The organism is Kitasatospora sp. NPDC001132 (genome assembly GCF_053598415.1).
This window is the reverse complement of record NZ_JBSFKF010000044.1, coordinates 14,201-33,117: the sequence shown is the minus strand read 5'-3', so window position 1 is coordinate 33,117 and position 18,917 is coordinate 14,201. Positions and strand designations below refer to the sequence as shown.

Sequence of the window (18,917 nt, the reverse complement as noted above, 5' to 3'; positions counted from 1 at the left end):
CGTCCGTGGGCCGTAGGACAGACGAGGAGAGGGCCGGTACCACGGTGACCACCACGTACGATTTCTGGCTCGCCGGCCGCCGGGCGAGCGGTGACGCCGACTTCGAGGTGCACAACAGCTGGGACGGCCGTCTGGTCGGCAAGGTGAGCATCCCGACCGAGGCCCAGGTCGACGAGGCGCTGGACGCCGCCGTCGCCGCTCTGCCGGTGTTCGCCGCCACCCCGGCGCACCAGCGTGCCGCCGCCCTGGACCACGTGGCCAAGCGGCTGACCGAGCGCACCGAGGAGCTGGCCCAGCTGGTCAGCGCCGAGAACGGCAAGCCGATCAAGTGGGCCCGCGGTGAGATCGGCCGCGCGGTGTCGGTCTTCCGCTGGGCCGCCGAGGAGGCGCGCCGCACCAACGGCGAGACCATGCGGCTGGACACCGACCCGGGCGGCGTGGGCCGTTTCGCGCTGGTGCGCCGTTTCCCGCGCGGTGTGGTGCTGGGGATCGCCCCGTTCAACTTCCCGCTGAACCTGGTCGCCCACAAGGTCGCCCCGGCGATCGCGGTCGGCGCCCCGATCATCCTGAAGCCGGCGCCGTCGACGCCGCTGTCGGCGATGGTGCTGGGCGAGATCCTGGCCGAGACCGACCTGCCGGCCGGTTCCTGGTCGATACTGACCGTGCCGAACGACCGGATGCCGGCCCTGGTGCAGGACGAGCGCCTGCCGGTGATCTCCTTCACCGGTTCGGACAAGGTCGGCTACCAGATCATGGACTCGGTGCCGCGCAAGCACTGCACCCTGGAGCTCGGCGGCAACGCCGCGGCCGTGGTCCTCGCCGACTGGTCCTCGGAGGCCGACCTGGACTGGGCGGCCACCCGGATCGCGATGTTCGCCAACTACCAGGGCGGCCAGTCCTGCATCTCGGTGCAGCGGGTGATCGCCGACGCGTCGGTGTACGACGCGCTGGCGGAGAAGGTCGTCGCCAAGGTCAGGGCGCAGGTCACCGGTGACCCGAGCGACGACGCGACCGACGTCGGCCCGCTGATCGACGAGAACGCCGCGAAGCGCGTCGAGTCCTGGGTCGAGGACGCGGTCGCGAAGGGCGCCAAGGTGCTCACCGGCGGTACCCGCGAGGGCGCGACCTACGCCCCGACCGTGCTGGCCGAGCTGCCCGAGGACGCCATCCTGGCCAAGGCCGAGGTGTTCGGCCCGGTGCTGTCGCTGCACCGGGTGGACGGCGTGGACGAGGCCTTCACGGCCGTCAACGACTCCGCGTTCGGCCTCCAGGCGGGCGTGTTCACCCACGACCTCCAGACCGCCTTCCGCGCCCACCGGGAGCTGCAGGTCGGCGGTGTGATCATCGGCGACGCGCCGTCCTACCGTGCCGACCAGATGCCGTACGGCGGTGTCAAGGACTCCGGTGTCGGCCGCGAGGGCGTCAAGTACGCGATGGACGACTACACCGTCGAGAAGGTCATGGTCCTGAGCGGCCTCGACCTCTGAGAGAGCCCGTGACGGCGCCGTAGCGGTGTCGTGGAGGAGGGCCCGGTTCGGCCGAACCGGGCCCTCCTCGCGTTCGCGGCCGGCGGGTTCAGCCGTTGTGCCCGGCGGCCACGGCGACCGCCTCCTCGACGGTGGCGTTCCCGGCGACCAGCTCCAGGGTCTGTCCGGCGGTGCCGGGTTCGTGCAGCAGGGCGGCCAGGACGGCGGCCACGTCGGCCCGGTCCACCGTGCCGCGGTCGACCGAGGGGGCCAGCCGGACCAGGCCGGTGCCGGGGCCGTCGGTGAGCCGCCCGGGGCGCAGCACCGTCCAGTCCAGCGCGGTGCGGGAGCGGACGGCGTCGTCGGCGGCGCCCTTGGCCCGCAGGTAGGCCTCGAAGACCTCGTCGGGGTGGTGCGCCCCGGCGTCGGCGGCCATCGTCGAGACCATCACGTACCGGCGGACCCCGGCGAGTTCGGCGGCGTCGGCGAGCAGCACGGCGGCGTCCCGGTCGACGGTGTTCTTGCGGGCGGCGCCGCTGCCCGGTCCGGCGCCGGCGGCGAAGACCACCGCGTCGGCCCCGGTCAGCAGCCCGGCGAGCTGCGTGGCGGTGGCGGCCTCCAGGTCGAGCAGCAGCGGCTCGGCACCGGCGTCGACGAGGTCCTGGGCCTGTTCGGGGCGGCGGATGATCCCGGCGGGGCGCTCGCCGCGCGCGGCGAGCAGCCGTTCCAGCCGGAGCGCGATCTGTCCGTGGCCCCCGGCGATGACGGTACGCATGGCTCCGACGGTAGCCCGGACCGGGCGCGGTGGCCCGGGGAATCCCGGGACAGGCCGTAGAGGGCGGGGAAGGACCAGGGGTCCGCGGAAGTCCGGGGAACCCCGCGGAGGTCGGGGACGGTGCCTCGGACAGGACACAATGGGCGCATGACTTCGCTCGCCCACCCGCAGCTGCGCTTCACGCCCACCGTGGCGGACCCCTCCGGCCCTCGGGAGCTGGTGATCCTGGGCTCCACCGGTTCGATCGGCACCCAGGCCATCGACGTGGTGCTCCGCAACCCGGACCGCTTCCGGGTGGTCGCCCTGTCGGCGGCCGGCGGCCGGGTGGAGCTGCTCGCCGAGCAGGCGGTGCGGCTGGGCGTGCACACCGTGGCGGTGGCCGATCCGGCGGCCGAGCCGGCGCTGCGCGAGGCGCTGGCCGCGAAGGCGGCGGGCCGTCCGCTGCCGACCGTGCTGGTGGGCCCGGACGCGGCGACGGAGCTGGCCGCCCTGGAGTGCCACTCGGTGCTGAACGGCATCACCGGTTCGATCGGCCTGCGGCCGACGCTGGCCGCGCTGCGGGCGGGCCGGGTGCTGGTGCTGGCCAACAAGGAGTCGCTGATCGTCGGCGGTCCGCTGGTGAAGGCGGTGGCGAAGCCGGGCCAGATCGTGCCGGTGGACTCCGAGCACGCCGCGTTGTTCCAGGCGCTGGCCGGCGGCACCCGGGCCGAGGTGCGCAAGCTGGTGGTCACCGCCAGCGGTGGTCCGTTCCGCAACCGCACCCGTGACCAGCTGGCCGGCGTGACCCCGCAGGACGCGCTGGCCCACCCGACCTGGGCGATGGGCCCGGTCGTCACGATCAACTCCGCCACCCTGGTGAACAAGGGCCTGGAGGTGATCGAGGCGCACCTGCTGTACGACGTGCCGTTCGACCGGATCGAGGTCGTGGTCCACCCCCAGTCGGTGGTGCACTCGATGGTGGAGTTCACCGACGGTTCGACCCTGGCCCAGGCCAGCCCGCCGGACATGCGGATGCCGATCGCGCTGGGCCTGGGCTGGCCGGACCGGGTGCCGGACGCCGCCCCCGCCTGCGACTGGACCAAGGCCGCCACGTGGGAGTTCTTCCCGCTGGACGACGAGGCCTTCCCGGCGGTCGAGCTGGCCCGTGAGGTGGGCACCCTGGGCGGCACCAACCCGGCGGTGTTCAACGCGGCCAACGAGGAGTGCGTGGAGGCGTTCCTGAAGGGCCGCCTCGCTTTCACCGGAATCGTGGACACTGTTGCCAAGGTCGTGGCCGAGCACGGCCGGCGGGACGGTGGTCCGGTGGCGGGAACTTCCCTGACGGTGGAGGACGTCCTGCACGCGGAGGACTGGGCGCGCGCCCGGGCCCGCGAGCTGGCGGCCGGCTGACGGTCGGCTGACAACCCCGATTGCAGTAGGACGAAACGATGAGCGGAGCGGCATGACGGAGGACCAGCGGTGGCAACGGTTTTGACGGTGGTCGGCATCCTGGTCTTCGTCATCGGGCTGCTCGTCTCGATCGCCTGGCACGAACTCGGCCACCTCTCCACGGCCAAGCTGTTCGGCATCCGGGTGCCCCAGTACATGGTCGGCTTCGGCCCGACCCTCTGGTCGCGTCGGAAGGGCGAGACCGAGTACGGCATCAAGGCGATCCCGTTCGGCGGGTACATCCGGATGATCGGAATGTTCCCGCCGGGCGAGGACGGCCGGATCACCAAGCGCAGCAGCTCGCCCTGGCGCACCATGATCGAGGACGCCCGCGAGGCCTCCTACGAGGAGATCCAGGAGGGTGACGAGGACCGGCTCTTCTACACCCGCAAGCCGTGGAAGCGCATGATCGTCATGTTCGCCGGGCCGTTCATGAATCTGATCCTGGCGTTCGGGCTCTTCCTGACCGTCATGATGGGCTTCGGCGTCAACATGAGCGTGCCGACGGTCAGCTCCGTCGAGAAGTGCCTGGTCAAGGTGGGTCAGCCCAGGGACACCTGCCCGGAGGGTGCCCCGCAGACCCCGGCCGCCCAGGCCGGGCTGAAGGCGGGCGACAAGATCCTCTCCTTCGACGGCGACCGGATCGGCAGCTACGAGCAGCTCCAGGCGGACATCCGCCGGTCGGCCGGCCGGACCGTGCCGGTCGTGGTCGAGCGGGCCGGGGAGCAGATCACCCTCAACCCGGCCATCGCGGTCAACGACGTCCAGAAGTACGACGGCAACGGCGTTCCGCTCAAGGGCCAGACCGTCCAGGCCGGGTTCCTCGGATTCACTCCGGCGAGCGGTGTGGTCCAGCTGGGATTCGGGCAGTCGGTCGACCGGATGTACGACATGGCCGAGAACGGGGTGAAGTCGCTGCTCGCGCTGCCCGGCAAGATCCCCGGCCTGTGGAACGCGGTCGTCGGGGACACCCCGCGCGACCCGGACTCGCCGATCGGGATGGTCGGCGCCGCCCGGGTCAGCGGCGAGGTGTTCTCCCTGCACGAGTCGGCCACCCAGAAGATCGCGATCTTCGTGAACCTGCTGGCCGGCATCAACCTGTCGCTCTTCCTCTTCAACATGCTGCCGCTGCTCCCGCTGGACGGCGGGCACATCGCCGGCGCGGCCTGGGAGGCGGTGCGGCGCCGCTTCGCACAACTGTTCAGGCGGCCCGACCCGGGCCCCTTCGACGTCGCCAAGCTGATGCCGGTGGCGTACGTGGTGGCCAGCATCTTCATCGGTTTCACCCTGCTGGTGATGGTCGCCGACCTGGTGAACCCGGTGAAGATCAGTTAGGGCGTTCGGGTACCACGGGTGTGCTGGGCGCCATGGCGGTGCCGTACCGTGGAGGCCGGGTGCGCGATCGTCAGCGCGCCCGGCCTCGGCCGTGTCACGGCCGGGCGGTCGACCACACCTCAACCCCGGGGAACCCTGCGCACATGACCGCGATCTCGCTCGGTATTCCGTCCCTGCCGCTCAAGCCGCTGGCCAAGCGCCGTCACTCCCGGCAGATCATGGTCGGCAACGTGCCGGTCGGCGGCGACGCCCCGGTCTCGGTGCAGTCGATGACCACCACCGTGACGTCGGACATCAACGCCACGCTCCAGCAGATCGCCCAGCTCACCGCGTCCGGCTGCCAGATCGTCCGGGTCGCCGTGCCCTCGCAGGACGACGCCGACGCGCTGCCGATCATCGCCAAGAAGTCGCAGATCCCGGTCATCGCGGACATCCACTTCCAGCCGAAGTACGTCTTCGCGGCGATCGACGCCGGCTGCGCGGCGGTGCGCGTGAACCCGGGCAACATCAAGGCCTTCGACGACAAGGTCGGCGAGATCGCCAAGGCCGCCAAGGACGCGGGCGTCCCGATCCGGATCGGCGTCAACGCCGGCTCGCTGGACAAGCGCCTGATGGAGAAGTACGGCCGGGCCACCCCGGAGGCGCTGGTCGAGTCGGCGCTCTGGGAGTGCTCGCTGTTCGAGGAGCACGACTTCCGCGACATCAAGATCTCGGTCAAGCACAACGACCCGGTCGTGATGATCAACGCCTACCGCCAGCTCGCCGCCGCCTGCGACTACCCGCTGCACCTCGGTGTGACCGAGGCCGGCCCGGCCTTCCAGGGCACCATCAAGTCGGCGGTGGCCTTCGGCGCGCTGCTGGCCGAGGGCATCGGCGACACCATCCGGGTCTCGCTCTCCGCGCCGCCGGCCGAGGAGATCAAGGTCGGCAACCAGATCCTGGAGTCGCTCGGGCTGCGCGAGCGCGGCCTGGAGATCGTCTCCTGCCCGTCCTGCGGCCGCGCCCAGGTGGACGTCTACAAGCTCGCGGAGGAGGTCACCGCCGGGCTGGAGGGCATGGAGGTGCCGCTGCGGGTGGCCGTCATGGGCTGCGTCGTGAACGGCCCGGGCGAGGCGCGCGAGGCCGACCTCGGGGTCGCCTCCGGCAACGGCAAGGGGCAGATCTTCGTGAAGGGCGAGGTCATCAAGACCGTTCCGGAGTCGAAGATCGTCGAGACCCTGATCGAGGAGGCGCTCAAGCTCGCCGAGCAGATGCAGGCGGCGGGCGTCGAGGCGGGGGCGCCGACGGTGGTCGCGGGGGAGTGAACCCCGCGCGGTTCGCCGTTCGTGGTTCGTCGTTCGTCCCGACAGCCGTGGGTTGTCGGCAGTCCTGACCGCGCGGGAGCGCCCGTGCGGTGTTTTCCGGAAGCGGGGCCGTCCGTTCGCGGACGGCCCCGCGGCCGTAGCCGGGTGGGGCCACGGATAGGGTTCGGCCAGAGTCGTCTCAGTGAGGTGCTGTCTCGATGCTCGATCGAGGTGTGATGCTCCCGAGCTCCTTCCAGGCCGCCCGGGCCCTGGCCACCACCCGCGTGCTGGAGCCGCCGGACCTCCCGGACGCCCTGGAGATCCTCCATCGCGACCCGGTCGCCAACGCCTTCGTCGCGACCAGGGTCGAGGCCGTCGGGCTGGATCCGTGGCGGCTCGGCGGGGAGTTGTGGGGCTGGTACGACGGGCAGGGCGTGCTGGACGCACTCTGCTACGCCGGGGCGAACCTGGTCCTGATCAACGCCGGGTCCGAGGCGGTCGCGGCCTTCGCGGAGCGTGCCCGCCGGCAGGGGCGGCGCTGCTCCTCGATCGTCGGGCCAGCGGCGGCCACGGCGGCTTTCTGGGCGCTGCTGGAGCGCAGTTGGGGGCCGGCCCGGGAAGTGCGGGCGCACCAGCCGCTGTTGGCGACCTCGGTGCCGTCGGCGGAGATCGCGCCGGATCCGCTGGTGCGCAGGGTGCGGCGCAACGAGGTCGAGACCTTGATGCCGGCGTGCGTGGCGATGTTCACCGAGGAGGTGGGGGTGTCGCCGCTGGCGGGGGACGGGGGGCTCCTCTACCAGGCCCGGGTGGCCGAACTCGTGTCCACCGGACGGTCGTTCGCGCGGTTCGGGGAGGACGGGCAGGTCGTCTTCAAAGCGGAGATCGGGGCGGTGACGGAGGGGGCCTGTCAGATCCAGGGGGTCTGGGTCGCTCCGGAGCACCGGGGGCGAGGGCTCTCCGAGACGGGGATGGCGGCGGTCCTGGACATCGCGCTGCGGGAGGTGGCGCCGGTGGTGTCGCTGTACGTCAACGACTTCAACCTGCGGGCCCGGGCGGCGTATCGGCGGGTGGGGTTCCGCGAGGTCGGGGCCTTCATGAGCGTGCTGTTCTGAGGGCCCGCGGCGGGCCGTGCGGTGGGTCGCGAGGTTCCGGGCGGGGTGCTGTTGGGATCTTCGGCCGCGCCGCGGGGCCGCTGGTAGTAACGTCCGGAGCATGGATCAGCTGACCGGGGTGACGATCGAGGCCATCGACCTTGCGGCCTGGGCGCCGCAGGCGCTGGAGGTCCAGGCGGCGGCGTTCGGGCTGACGCCCGAGGAGGTCGCGGTACGGCTGCACATCGTGGGGCGGCACGCCCTGCAGCCGGGGGTGATCGCGCTCGGGGCGATGAGCGGGGGGCGGCTGGTCGGGTTCGGGTACGGGATGCCCAACCAGCGGGAGCACTGGTGGAGCACGGTGATCGAGCCCTACCTGACCGCCCGGGGGTACGGGGACTGGCTGGACGGGGTCTTCGCCATCACCGAGTTGCACGTGCTGCCGGAGTTCCAGGGGCAGGGGATCGGCTCGCGGCTCATCCGGATGCTGTGCGAGGGCTCGGGGCTGGAGCGGAGCATCCTCTCGGCGATCGACGCGGAGACGCCGGCGCGGCGGCTGTACCGGGCGCTGGGGTACCGGGACCTGGCGCGGGCGGTGCGGTTCCCGGCGACGGAGCGGCTGTACGCGGTGATGGGGGCTCGGCTGCCCCTGCGCGGGGCCGAGAGCGGGGCGCTCGGGGCACTCGGGGCTTAGAGCCCTCAACGGCCGTCGGGTCAGAGGGTGTTGGCGAACTCGAGGTAGAGCTCGGCGTCCTCGCGGCGGTCCGCGGCGAGGGCACGGAGGGCGAGGTCGACGGCGCGGAAGAGGGTCCAGCCGCGGAGGCGGTCCTGGTCGACCTCGAGGGCTTCGGAGAGCCGGCCCAGCCGGCGTCGGACGGCGGCGGGGGCGCCGGGGGAACCGAACAGGGTGTCGGCGCGGTCCAGGGCGAGGCGGGCCAGGTCGAAGGCGCGTTCGCCGGCCAGCGGGCGCGGGTCGATGGCCAGCCAGGGGGCGCGGTCGGCGGCCAGGACGTTGCCGTGGTGGAAGTCGCCGTGCAGGAGGAAGGACTCGTCCGCGGAGTCGGCCAGGGCCCGGGCGGTGTCCAGGGCCTCGGCGATCAGCTGCCCCGCCTCGTCGGCGGCGTGGGGGCGCTCCGCCAGGCGGGCGGTGGTGGCGATCCGCTGGGCAGGGGCGGGGAAGGGGTGGCCTTCGGGGAGCTCCGTCCAGAGGCGGTGCAGCAGGCTGGTGGCCTCCAGCATGGCCTTGGGCTCGGCGAGGGAGCGCAGCGGGATCTCGCCGTGGAGGCGTTCGAGCAGGAGGACGCCCTCGGTGGGGGCAGCGTCCAGGAGGAGGACGGCTCCGCGGCCGGCCCAGTGGGTCAACGCGGTGTGCTCGTGGGCGGTCTCGGCGGTGGGGAGGCCGACCTTGAGGACGGCGGGGGAGAGGTCGTCGCGGTGGACGTACGCGACGAGGCTGAGGCTGCCGCCGGGGTCGATGGTCCGTTCCAGGGTGAGGTCCCAGGCGGCTAGGTGGGCGGCGGCCCTGGCGGGGAGGGTGGCCAGCCATTGGCGGCCGGTCTCGCCGTGGGTGGCGGTGACGGAGTTCGTCAGCCAGCTGGGGACGGTGATGGTGGGTTCGGCTCCCGACATGGGTCCATTGTCGGGGTTTGGGGGCCGGTGTGGGGCTTTCGGGAGGGTTCGGGGTGGCGGGCGTGCGGGTCCTTGCCCCGCGTGCCCGCAGCGTCAGGTGGCGGGGATGCCGGGGAAGGCCGTGGGCGGGGCGCCCCAGCGGCGGGCGCGCAGGGCGGTGTCGCGCAGGGCGGTGGCCGCGAGCGGGCGGTGGAACGCGGGGAGGGCGGTGACCAGGTCGGCGTAGGTGGCGGTGAGGCGGGTCTCCAGGTGGACGGCGAGCCTGGTGGCGTCGGCGGGGGAGGTGACGGGGAAGGGGAGCTGGTAGCCGGCGGCGGCCGGGGTGGGGGCGGCGGTGGCGGCGGTGAGGAGGCGCTGCCAGGCGTCGCGTTGGGCCTGGTGGGCGGCGAGGGTGGTGCGGGCGTCGGTGCGCTGGGGGTCGTCGGGAAGGTGGGCGCCGACCACGCCGTAGCCGTAGACGGCGGCGTGTTCGGCGCCTAGGGCGCTCTGGAGGGCCGGGCCGGGGTCGGCGGCGCCCTCGGCGCGGGCGTGGCCGGCCGGGGTGCCGACGGGGGTCTGGTCGCCGAGGGCCACGGCGTGCAGGGCGTTGGAGGCGGACACGGAGGCGAGCAGCCGGGCGAGGGGCGGACTGACCTCGTCGAAGCCGTCGAGGCGGGACTCGGCGGTGCGGTGCTCCATGAGGGCCAACTCGGGGAGCGTGGGCAGGGAGCGGTACGGGGTGCCGGTGGGGGAGGGGGTCGCGGCCGGCAGGCCCTGGACGAGGGCGGCGCGGTGCTGGACGGTGTCGTCGCGCAGGGGCTGGAGCAGGGCGGTCGGGGCACCGGGGGCGGTGAGCAGGTTGTCGTAGGCGCCGAGCAGGAGGTCGGTGTCGGCGATCGCCCGGAGGCGGGCGGGGGTGTCCGGGTCGTGGGGCGGGGTGGGGTCGGCCGGGCGGCCGCCCGGGTCGGCGGTGCAGGCGGCGAGGGGGGTGAGCAGCCCGAGGGCCAGGAAGGTCCGTCGGCTGGGCGGATGCATCGGGATCACTCCGGGCGGGTACGGGAGGACGGCCTCCCCGCCTGCCCTCGTTGGCGTGAATGATTACAGAATCCCCACGTTCCCGGGCCCGGTTCGGGGATGCCGTGCCGGGTGTGAGCTTGCTCGCAGTGGGTGGCGTGCACGCGGTCGGCGGAGGTCCGGAATCGGTGGTTGGGGGCTTGACCGGATAGGCTTTGGGCCGAGCTGCCGTGATCCGGTGCGTGACACCGGGGGCGCGGGGCGACCTTCTGACAACAGCAGACGCGGCCGAGGAGTCCACCCGGATGAGCACCACCCACACCGACCGGCTGCGAGCGTTGCTGGAGCCGCTGGCCGAGCAGGCCGGACTGGATCTGGAGGACGTCAGGGTCACCAGGGCGGGCAGCCGCCGGCAGGTCCAGATCGACGTCGACACCGATGGCGGCGTGGACATGGACACCATCGCCGAGTTCAGCCGGGTGGTCGGTGAGGCCCTGGACGAGTCGGACCTGATGGGGGACGACGCGTACCTGCTGGAGGTCGGCTCGCCGGGTGCGGAGCGTCCGCTGGCCCTGCCCCGGCACTGGCAGCGCGCCGAGGGTCGGCTGGCCAAGATCCACCTGGTGGACGGCGGGGAGATCGTCGCCCGGGTGCTGGAGGCCGACGAGGACGGTGCACTGGTCGAGGTGCAGCCGGTGAAGGGCCGTGGCCGCCCGAAGGAGCGCCGTCTGGCGTACGCCGAGGTGGCCCGTGCCCGGGTCCAGGTCGAGTTCAACCGCAAGGACGACGAGAAGCTCCTGGACGAGGCCGCGGACTTCGACGAGGGGGAGGACGGCGCCGAGTGACCCCCGGGTGCCGTACGACCATGACGAACGTGACGAAAGACGAGGAGGCGTAGCCGTGGACATCGACATGAGTGCCCTGCGCACGCTGGTCAACGAGAAGAACATCCCCTTCGACCTGCTGGTCGAGTCCATCGAGTCCGCCCTCCTCACCGCGTACCACCGCACCGAGGGCTCGCGCCGCCGGGCCCGGGTGCGCCTGGACCGCGAGAGCGGCCACGTCACCGTGTGGGCCATGGAGGACCCGGCGGAGCTGGAGGAGGGCGTCGAGCCGAAGGAGTTCGACGACACCCCGAGCGGCTTCGGCCGGATCGCGTCCAGCATCGGCATCCAGGTGATGATGCAGCGCCTGCGCGACGCCGCCGACGACCAGACCTTCGGTGAGTACGCGGGCAAGGAGGGCGACATCGTCACCGGTGTCGTCCAGCAGGGCAACGACCCGAAGAACGTGCTGGTCGACATCGGCAAGCTGGAGGCCATCCTGCCCCCGCAGGAGCAGGTCCCGGGCGAGGACTACCGGCACGGCACCCGGCTGAAGTGCTACGTGGTGGCGGTTCGCCGGGGCGTGCGCGGGGCTTCGGTGACGCTGTCGCGCACCCACCCCAGCCTGGTGAAGAAGCTGTTCGCGCTGGAGGTCCCGGAGATCGCGGACGGCAGCGTGGAGATCGCGGCGATCGCCCGCGAGGCCGGCCACCGGACCAAGATCGCGGTCTGGTCGCGCCGTCAGGGCCTGAACGCCAAGGGCGCCTGCATCGGCCCGATGGGCTCCCGGGTGCGCGCGGTGATGGGCGAGCTGCACGGCGAGAAGATCGACATCGTCGACTGGTCGGAGGACCCCCGGGAGATGGTGGCCGCCGCCCTGTCGCCCGCGCGGGTGACCAGCGTGGAGATCGTGGACGCCGCCCAGCGCTCCGCCCGGGTGATCGTGCCGGACTACCAGCTGTCGCTGGCGATCGGCAAGGAGGGGCAGAACGCCCGCCTGGCCGCGCGCCTGACCGGCTGGCGGATCGACATCCGCCCGGACACCGAGGGCCAGTCCGAGGAATCGCAGGCCCGGTAGTCAGTGTTGTCGTTGCCGAGCCCGCCGTCCTCCAGGATCGGCGGGGCGGCGCCATGTCGCTCCGGAGGGGTAGACTTGCCTTCGTCTGGCCGGACGCATGTCCGAGCACGCCCGGAACGCACCTGCGTGGGCTGCCGCAAGCGCGCGGCCAAGCACCAGCTGTTGCGTGTCACGGCGGTCGAGGGCGAGTGCGTCCCTGATCCCCGTGGCGCACTCCCGGGCCGGGGCGCTCACGTGCACCCCGATCCGGCCTGCCTCGACCTCGCGGTCCGCCGTCGGGCGTTCCCCCGGGCCTTCCGGCTCCAGGGAGCGCTCGACACGGAGCGGCTCCGCGGGTTCATCGAGGAGCGGGCGGGCGAAGCCTCGTAGCAGGCCGCCTCCCGCGACGGCCGCCGCTCGCGCGGCGGAGAACCACCGCAACAAGCACGGCACGCGGCCAGCCGCGCGTCGTGCCACGTCAGGTACCTCGCGATGTGGAAGTAGGTCGAGATTGCGATGAGCACTCGATGAGTACGCGATGAGTACGCGATGGGTACGCCCATGAAGTAGCGACAGTCCGGCGGACGAGACCCCCGGACTCATAGACAGGAGTGAAGTGGCTAAGGTCCGGGTTTACGAACTCGCCAAGGAACTTGGCTTGGAGAGCAAGGCCGTCATGGCCAAGCTCACCGAGCTCGGTGAGTTCGTCCGTTCGGCGTCCTCGACCATCGAGGCGCCGGTTGTACGCAAGCTGACTGACGCGCTTGGTGTGGCCCCCACCGGTGGTGGTTCCGCTGCCAAGCCGGGCCCGCGGAAGACCGCGGCGCCCTCCCCCGCCGCCGGCTCGGGTGCCCCGAAGCCGGGGGCTCCGACTCCGGGTCCGCGCCCCGGCGCGACCCCTGGTCCCCGTCCGACCCCGGCTGCCGCCGCGCCTTCCGCGCCGGCCGCCCCCGCCGCCCCGAAGCCGGGCGCGCCGACTCCGGGCCCGCGCCCGGCCGCGCGTCCCGCCGCTCCGGCGGCCCCGGCCGCGCCCGCGGCCGAGTTCTCCTCGCCGGCTCCGGCCGGCGACGCCCCGCGTCCGTCCACCCAGGCCCCGCGCCCGGGTGGCCAGGCCGCCGGCGGTGCCCGTCCGGGCCCGCGTCCGGCCGGTCCGCGTCCGGGCAACAACCCGTTCACCTCGGGTAGCGCCACCGGCATGGGTCGCCCCGGCGACCGCCGTCAGGGCGGTCAGGGCGGCGCCCCGCGTCCGGGCGGTGCCCCGGGTGCAGGCGCTCCGCGTCCCGGTGGCGACCGTCCGCGTCCGGCCGGTGCCCCCGGCGCCGGTGCCCCGCGTCCCGGTGGCGACCGTCCGCGTCCGGCCGGTGCCCCCGGTGCCGGTGCCCCGCGTCCCGGTGGCGACCGTCCGCGTCCGGCCGGTGCCCCCGGCGCCGGCGCTCCCCGTCCGGGTGGCGCTCCGCGTCCCGACGGCATGCCGCGTCCGGCCGCGCCGCGTCCCGGTGGCCCGACCCCGTCCGGCATGCCGCGCCCGAACCCGGGCATGATGCCGCAGCGTCCGGCCGGCCCGCGTCCGGGTCCGGGTGGCCGTGGTCCGGGTGGCCCCGGCGGCCGTCCGGGTGGTCCGGGTGCCGGTGGCGCCCGTCCCGGCTTCCAGGGACGTCCGGCCGGTCCGGGCTCGCGTCCGGCCGGTGGCGGCGGCTTCGGCGGTCCGCGTCCCGGTGGCGGTGCCCCGGGTGGTGGCGGCGGCTTCGGCCCGCGTCCCGGCGGCTTCGGCGGTCGTCCCGGCGGCCCGGGTGCCCGTGGTGGCACGCAGGGCGCCTTCGGTCGTGGCCCGGGCGGTCGCCCGGCGCGTGGCCGCAAGTCGAAGCGGGCGAAGCGCCAGGAGTACGAGGCCATGCAGGCCCCGTCCGTCGGCGGTGTGATGCTGCCTCGCGGCAACGGCCAGACCGTTCGCCTGTCGAGCGGCGCCTCGCTGATGGACTTCGCGGAGAAGATCAACGCCAACCCGGCCGCGCTCGTCTCCGTCATGTTCAACCTCGGTGAGATGGTCACCGCGACCCAGTCGGTCTCCGACGCGACCCTCGAGCTGCTGGCCGGCGAGATGGGCTTCCAGCTGGAGATCGTCAGCCGGGACGACGAGGACCGCGAGCTGCTGGAGTCGTTCGACATCGACTTCGGCGCCGACGAGGGCGACGAGGACCAGCTGGCCCCGCGCCCGCCGGTCGTCACCGTCATGGGTCACGTCGACCACGGTAAGACCCGCCTGCTGGACGCGATCCGCAAGTCCAACGTGGTGGCCGGCGAGGCCGGTGGCATCACCCAGCACATCGGTGCCTACCAGGTCGTCACCGAGGTGAACGGCGAGCAGCGTCCGATCACCTTCCTCGACACCCCGGGTCACGAGGCGTTCTCCGCCATGCGTGCCCGTGGTGCCAAGTCCACCGACATCGCGATCCTGGTGGTCGCGGCCAACGACGGTGTCATGCCGCAGACGGTCGAGGCGCTGAACCACGCCAAGGCCGCCGGTGTGCCGATCGTGGTCGCCGTCAACAAGATCGACGTCGAGGGCGCCGACCCGACCAAGGTCCGCGGTCAGCTGACCGAGTTCGGTCTGGTGGCCGAGGAGTACGGCGGCGACACCATGTTCGTCGACATCTCCGCGCGCCAGGGCCTGCACATCGACCAGCTGCTGGAGGCCGTGGTCCTGACCGCGGACGCCTCGCTGGACCTGCGGGCCAACCCCGAGCAGGACGCGCAGGGTATCGCCATCGAGGCGCACCTGGACAAGGGCCGCGGCGCCATGGCGACCGTGCTCGTGCAGCGCGGTACCCTCCGCGTCGGCGACTCGATCGTCGTGGGCGACGCCTACGGTCGCGTCCGCGCCATGCTGGACGAGAACGGCAAGAACCTCACCGAGGCCGGCCCGTCCCGCCCGGTGCTGCTGCTCGGTCTGACCTCGGTGCCCCGCGCCGGCGACAGCTTCATCGTCGTCGACGAGGACCGCACCGCCCGTCAGATCGCCGAGAAGCGCTCGGCCCGCGACCGCAACGCCGCCTTCGCGCAGCGCCGCGTCCGGGTGTCCCTGGAGGACCTGGACAAGGCCATCGCCGCCGGCTCCATCGAGCAGCTCAACCTCATCATCAAGGGTGACGTCTCCGGTTCGGTGGAAGCCCTCGAGGACGCCCTCGTCAAGCTGGACGTGGGCGAGGAGGTCGAGCTCCGGGTCCTGCACCGCGGTGTGGGTGCCATCACCGAGTCCGACGTGGACCTGGCGATGGGCTCGGACGCCATCATCATCGGCTTCAACGTGCGCGCCGAAGGCCGTGCGCGTACCGCGGCCGAGAAGGAAGGCGTGGACGTCCGGTACTACTCGGTCATCTACCAGGCGATCGAGGAGATCGAGAACGCCCTCAAGGGCATGCTCAAGCCGGAGTACGAGGAGGTGCGCCTCGGCGCCGCGGAGATCCGCGAGGTCTTCCGCTCCTCCAAGTTCGGCAACATCGCCGGTGTCCTGGTCCGCGACGGCATCATCCGCCGCAACGCCAAGGCCCGCCTGCTGCGCGACGGCAAGGTCGTGGCGGAGAACCTCTCGATCGAGGGTCTGCGCCGCTTCAAGGACGACGCGACCGAGGTCCGCGAGGGCTTCGAGGCCGGTGTCACCCTGGGGTCGTTCAACGACATCAAGGTCGACGACATCATCGAGACCTACGAGATGCGCGAGAAGCCGCGCGCCTAGTCGGTGTCAGCCGGGGCCGGTCGACGGGTGGTATTTCCGTCGACCGGCCCCGGTCTCGCTGTGTAGGGTCCGGGAGTAGTCAGAAACAGTGGCGCCAGCCCGGTTCCGGGCTGCCCCCGAGGCCTTCCAGGTCGGCGAGACCTGTCACACATGTTCGTGGGAACACTCACCTTCGACCTGCTGCTGGGCGACGTCCACTCGCTCAAGGAGAAGCGTTCGATCGTGCGGCCCATCGTGGCCGAACTGCAGCGCAAGTACAGCGTGTGCGCTGCCGAGACCGGGAACCAGGACCTGCACCGCCGGGCCGAGATCGGTCTCGCGGTGGTCTCCGGCGAAGCCGGGTACGTCACCGAGGTCCTGGACAGCTGTGAGCGGTTGGTCGCCGGCCGCCCCGAGGTGCAACTCCTCTCCGCGAGGAGGCGCTACCACAACGACGACGACGAATGAGGACCGTGGAGCCGGCCGGCGGAAGTCGCCGTTCTCACACGGATCAGGACCGAGAGCGCCCGCAAGGCCGGGCGCGGGCCGGTACTTTGGGGCGTGGGCCCCGACGGGTGCGCAGCTCGCCCGGGTACCGGGCCCACTGCACGAGGAGGCAACGTGACCGACACCGCAAGGGCGCGCAAGCTCGCCGACCGCATCCAGGTGGTCGTCGCCCAGACCCTGGAGCGGCGGATCAAGGACCCCCGCCTGGGGTTCGTGACCATCACCGACACCCGGGTGACCGGAGACCTGCGCGAGGCCACCGTCTTCTACACCGTCTTCGGTGACGAGACCGAGCGCGAGGCCACCGCGGCCGCGCTGGAGAGCGCCAAGGGCGTGATCCGCTCCGAGGTCGGCAAGATCGGGGTGCGCTTCACCCCGACGCTGACCTTCGTCGCGGACGCGCTGCCCGACAACGCCCGGAACATCGACGACCTGCTCGACCGGGCCCGCACCTCGGACGCCGCCGTGCGCACCCAGGCCGCGGGAGCGAGCTACGCCGGCGACGCGGACCCGTACCGGGTTCCGGCGTCCGAGCGTGACGACGAGGACGAGTAGTCATGGCGGGTGAGCCGGCGCGGGCCGCCTCGCGAGCCGGATCGACCACGGGGGCGTCCTCCACCAGCACGGTGGAGGGTGCCCTCGCGGCACTCCCGGGCCCGCGCACCGAGGAGAGCGGGTTCGAGCTGCTCTGGCAGCAGGTGGTGGCGGAGATCGGGCGGGCCCGTTCGATCGACCTGATCTGCCACATCTGCCCGGACGGCGACGCGTTGGGCTCCTCGCTGGCGGCCGCGCTGGCGCTGCGCGCGCTCGGCAAGCGGGTGCGGGTCTCCTTCGGCGACGACCCGCAGATCGTGCCCGAGTCGCTGGCCTTCCTGCCCGGCCAGGAGCTGATCGTGCCGGCCTGCGAGGTGCCGGACGTGCCCGAACTGGTGCTCTGCTTCGACGTGGCCGCGGAGAGCCGGCTCGGCCTGCTCCGCGACAAGGCCTTCGCCGCGCCCGTCCTGGTGGTGTTCGACCACCACGCCTCCAACCCGGGTTTCGGCACCCACCAGTTGATCGACCCGACCGCGCCGGCCACCGCCGTGCTGGTCGACGAACTGCTGCGCAGGCTCGGCGTGGTGCTCGACCAGGAGCTGGCCACCTGCCTCTACACCGGTGTCGCCACGGACACCGGTTCGTTCAAGTACCGGGCCACCACGCCCGCCACCCACGAGCTGGCCGGCCGGCTGCTGGCCACCGGAATCCGGCACGACCTGATCTCCCGGCAGCTGTGGGACACCTCCTCCTTCGGCTACCTCAAGGTGCTCGCCGGCGCGCTCGACCGGGCCGTCTACGAGCCGGAGGCGGCGGACGGGCTGGGCCTGGTGTGGACCTGGGTGCCGTACCAGGACCTCGCGCTGTTCAGCGTCACGGTCGAGGAGATCGAGGGGCTGATCGACATCCTGCGCCGCCCGGCCGAGGCAGAGGTGGCGCTGGTGCTCAAGCAGGACCCGGACGGCACGCTGCGCGGCTCCTCGCGTTCCAAGGGGGCGGTGGACGTCGCCGCGGCCTGTGCCGAACTGGGTGGCGGGGGGCACGTCTACGCGGCCGGGTTCAGCGTCCGGGAGGACGTGGCCGCGGTGGTCGAGCGGTTCCGGGGTGCGCTGAGACCGGTACGTTGATCGTCTCCGCTGATGTTGTTGAGAGAAAGAACCCGATGAAGCGCAAAGGCACCGGCCCGGACGGCCTGGTGATCGTCGACAAGCCCGAGGGCATCACGTCGCACGGGGTCGTCGCCAAGCTGCGGTGGCTGGCCGGGACCCGGAAGGTCGGGCACGCCGGCACCCTCGACCCGATGGCCACCGGCGTGCTGGTGATCGGCGTCGAGCGGGCCACCCGGCTGCTCGGACACCTGATGCTCACCGCCAAGACGTACGAGGCGACCATCCGGCTCGGCCAGACCACCGTCACCGACGACCGCGAGGGCGAGGTGACCGCCTCGACCCCGGCCGACGCCGTCACCCGGGAGGCGATCGACGCCGGGATCGCGGCGCTCACCGGCGAGATCATGCAGGTGCCGTCCAAGGTCAGCGCGATCAAGATCGACGGCAAGCGCTCGTACGCCCGGGTCCGCGAGGGCGAGGACTTCGAGCTCGCGGCCCGGCCGACCACGATCCACTCCTTCAGCGTGCACGAGCAGCGCGCGGCGGTCGCCGAGGACGGCACCCCGGTGATCGACCTGGACGTCACCGTCGAGTGCTCCTCCGGCACCTACATCCGGGCCCTGGCCCGGGACCTGGGTGCCGGACTCGGCGTCGGCGGGCACCTGACGGCGCTGCGGCGCACCAAGGTCGGGCCGTACGGGGTCGAGTCGGCGCGCACCCTGGAGCAGCTGGAGGCCGAGGTCACCGGCGAGTCCGCCAAGCCGCTGGAGGTGCTGCCGATCGCCGACGCCGCGGCCGCCGCCTTCCCGCGCTGGGACCTGGACGAGGCCTCGGCGCAGAAGCTGTCGCACGGCGCCCGGCTGAAGGCGCCCGGGATGGGCGTGGACGGGCCGATCGCGGTGTTCGGGCCGGACGGGCGCTTCCTGGCGCTGGTCGAGGAGCAGGGCGGGCAGGCGAAGCCGGTCGCGGTCTTCGTCGGCTGACGGTCCGGTCGCCGTTCGGAGCCCCCGTCGGGATTCACCCCGACGGGGGCTCCGCCGTTCCCGGACGTCGTTCACCCGCACGAGGGAGCGCGCGGAGTGAACGCCCGTGGTGAGCGGCGCGGGCGCGGTCGGGCGGGCACCTCGGCGGGCAGGCTTCGGGCGGCGGGCGAGCGATGGCCGAGGGGGCACGA

Annotated in this window: 17 protein-coding genes; 14 read left to right on the top strand and 3 right to left on the bottom strand. The window is 72.8% G+C overall.

Going from position 1 to position 18,917, the window contains the following annotated elements:
- Positions 1-44 precede the first annotated feature (44 nt).
- Complete coding sequence (locus tag ACWDBE_RS35620; protein WP_449810009.1) at positions 45-1,487, top strand: aldehyde dehydrogenase family protein; 1,443 nt, start codon at positions 45-47, stop codon at positions 1,485-1,487.
- An 88-nt stretch (positions 1,488-1,575) separates the two neighbouring features.
- Here ACWDBE_RS35620 and ACWDBE_RS35615 read toward each other — a convergent pair whose 3' ends face one another.
- Positions 1,576-2,241, bottom strand: a complete 666-nt coding sequence (locus ACWDBE_RS35615) for an NAD(P)H-binding protein (protein ID WP_449810008.1) — start codon at positions 2,239-2,241, stop codon at positions 1,576-1,578.
- A gap of 147 nt (positions 2,242-2,388) precedes the next feature.
- Here ACWDBE_RS35615 and dxr point away from each other — a divergent pair, with 147 nt between their 5' ends.
- The 5 genes from dxr to ACWDBE_RS35590 all read left to right on the top strand — a co-directional run bounded on the left by dxr (position 2,389) and on the right by ACWDBE_RS35590 (position 8,072).
- Positions 2,389-3,630, top strand: coding sequence for a 1-deoxy-D-xylulose-5-phosphate reductoisomerase (gene dxr, locus ACWDBE_RS35610; protein WP_449810007.1), 1,242 nt, complete (start codon positions 2,389-2,391; stop codon positions 3,628-3,630).
- A gap of 69 nt (positions 3,631-3,699) precedes the next feature.
- Positions 3,700-5,004, top strand: a complete 1,305-nt coding sequence (locus ACWDBE_RS35605; RefSeq protein ID WP_449810006.1) for a M50 family metallopeptidase — start codon at positions 3,700-3,702, stop codon at positions 5,002-5,004.
- Between the two features lie 143 nt (positions 5,005-5,147).
- A complete protein-coding gene (ispG, locus tag ACWDBE_RS35600) occupies positions 5,148-6,308 on the top strand; it encodes a flavodoxin-dependent (E)-4-hydroxy-3-methylbut-2-enyl-diphosphate synthase (RefSeq protein ID WP_392884214.1) in 1,161 nt (386 codons plus the stop codon).
- 215 nt (positions 6,309-6,523) lie between these two features.
- On the top strand, positions 6,524-7,399 hold the full coding sequence (locus ACWDBE_RS35595; RefSeq protein ID WP_449792048.1) for a GNAT family N-acetyltransferase: 876 nt from the start codon (positions 6,524-6,526) through the stop codon (positions 7,397-7,399).
- Between the two features lie 100 nt (positions 7,400-7,499).
- Positions 7,500-8,072 (top strand): GNAT family N-acetyltransferase, encoded by a 573-nt coding sequence (locus ACWDBE_RS35590; RefSeq protein ID WP_449810005.1) that lies wholly within the window; start codon positions 7,500-7,502, stop codon positions 8,070-8,072.
- Positions 8,073-8,092: 20 nt separating this feature from the next.
- Here ACWDBE_RS35590 and ACWDBE_RS35585 read toward each other — a convergent pair whose 3' ends face one another.
- Both ACWDBE_RS35585 and ACWDBE_RS35580 read right to left on the bottom strand, forming a co-directional pair.
- Entirely contained in the window at positions 8,093-9,007 is a 915-nt protein-coding gene (locus ACWDBE_RS35585) for an aminoglycoside phosphotransferase family protein (RefSeq protein WP_449810004.1), read from the bottom strand.
- 93 nt (positions 9,008-9,100) lie between these two features.
- A complete protein-coding gene (locus ACWDBE_RS35580) occupies positions 9,101-10,021 on the bottom strand; it encodes a ferritin-like domain-containing protein (protein ID WP_449792027.1) in 921 nt (306 codons plus the stop codon).
- 284 nt (positions 10,022-10,305) lie between these two features.
- On the opposite strand from ACWDBE_RS35580, the gene rimP reads away from it, so the two are divergent.
- The 8 genes from rimP (at position 10,306) to truB (ending at position 18,726) form a co-directional block, all read left to right on the top strand.
- Entirely contained in the window at positions 10,306-10,845 is a 540-nt protein-coding gene (gene rimP / locus ACWDBE_RS35575) for a ribosome maturation factor RimP (RefSeq protein ID WP_402415800.1), read from the top strand.
- 55 nt (positions 10,846-10,900) lie between these two features.
- Entirely contained in the window at positions 10,901-11,902 is a 1,002-nt protein-coding gene (nusA, locus tag ACWDBE_RS35570; RefSeq protein ID WP_449792026.1) for a transcription termination factor NusA, read from the top strand.
- Between the two features lie 75 nt (positions 11,903-11,977).
- On the top strand, positions 11,978-12,271 hold the full coding sequence (locus ACWDBE_RS35565) for a YlxR family protein (RefSeq protein WP_449792025.1): 294 nt from the start codon (positions 11,978-11,980) through the stop codon (positions 12,269-12,271).
- 226 nt (positions 12,272-12,497) lie between these two features.
- Positions 12,498-15,614, top strand: coding sequence for a translation initiation factor IF-2 (gene infB, locus ACWDBE_RS35560; RefSeq protein ID WP_449810003.1), 3,117 nt, complete (start codon positions 12,498-12,500; stop codon positions 15,612-15,614).
- A gap of 150 nt (positions 15,615-15,764) precedes the next feature.
- Entirely contained in the window at positions 15,765-16,061 is a 297-nt protein-coding gene (locus tag ACWDBE_RS35555) for a DUF503 domain-containing protein (protein ID WP_030289887.1), read from the top strand.
- Between the two features lie 153 nt (positions 16,062-16,214).
- A complete protein-coding gene (rbfA, locus tag ACWDBE_RS35550; RefSeq protein WP_207812580.1) occupies positions 16,215-16,655 on the top strand; it encodes a 30S ribosome-binding factor RbfA in 441 nt (146 codons plus the stop codon).
- Positions 16,656-16,657: 2 nt separating this feature from the next.
- The gene (locus tag ACWDBE_RS35545) at positions 16,658-17,761 is read left to right on the top strand and encodes a DHH family phosphoesterase (protein ID WP_449792023.1); all 1,104 of its coding nucleotides are present in this window, start codon (positions 16,658-16,660) and stop codon (positions 17,759-17,761) included.
- Between the two features lie 35 nt (positions 17,762-17,796).
- Positions 17,797-18,726, top strand: coding sequence for a tRNA pseudouridine(55) synthase TruB (gene truB / locus ACWDBE_RS35540; protein ID WP_392921599.1), 930 nt, complete (start codon positions 17,797-17,799; stop codon positions 18,724-18,726).
- Positions 18,727-18,917: the final 191 nt, after the last annotated feature.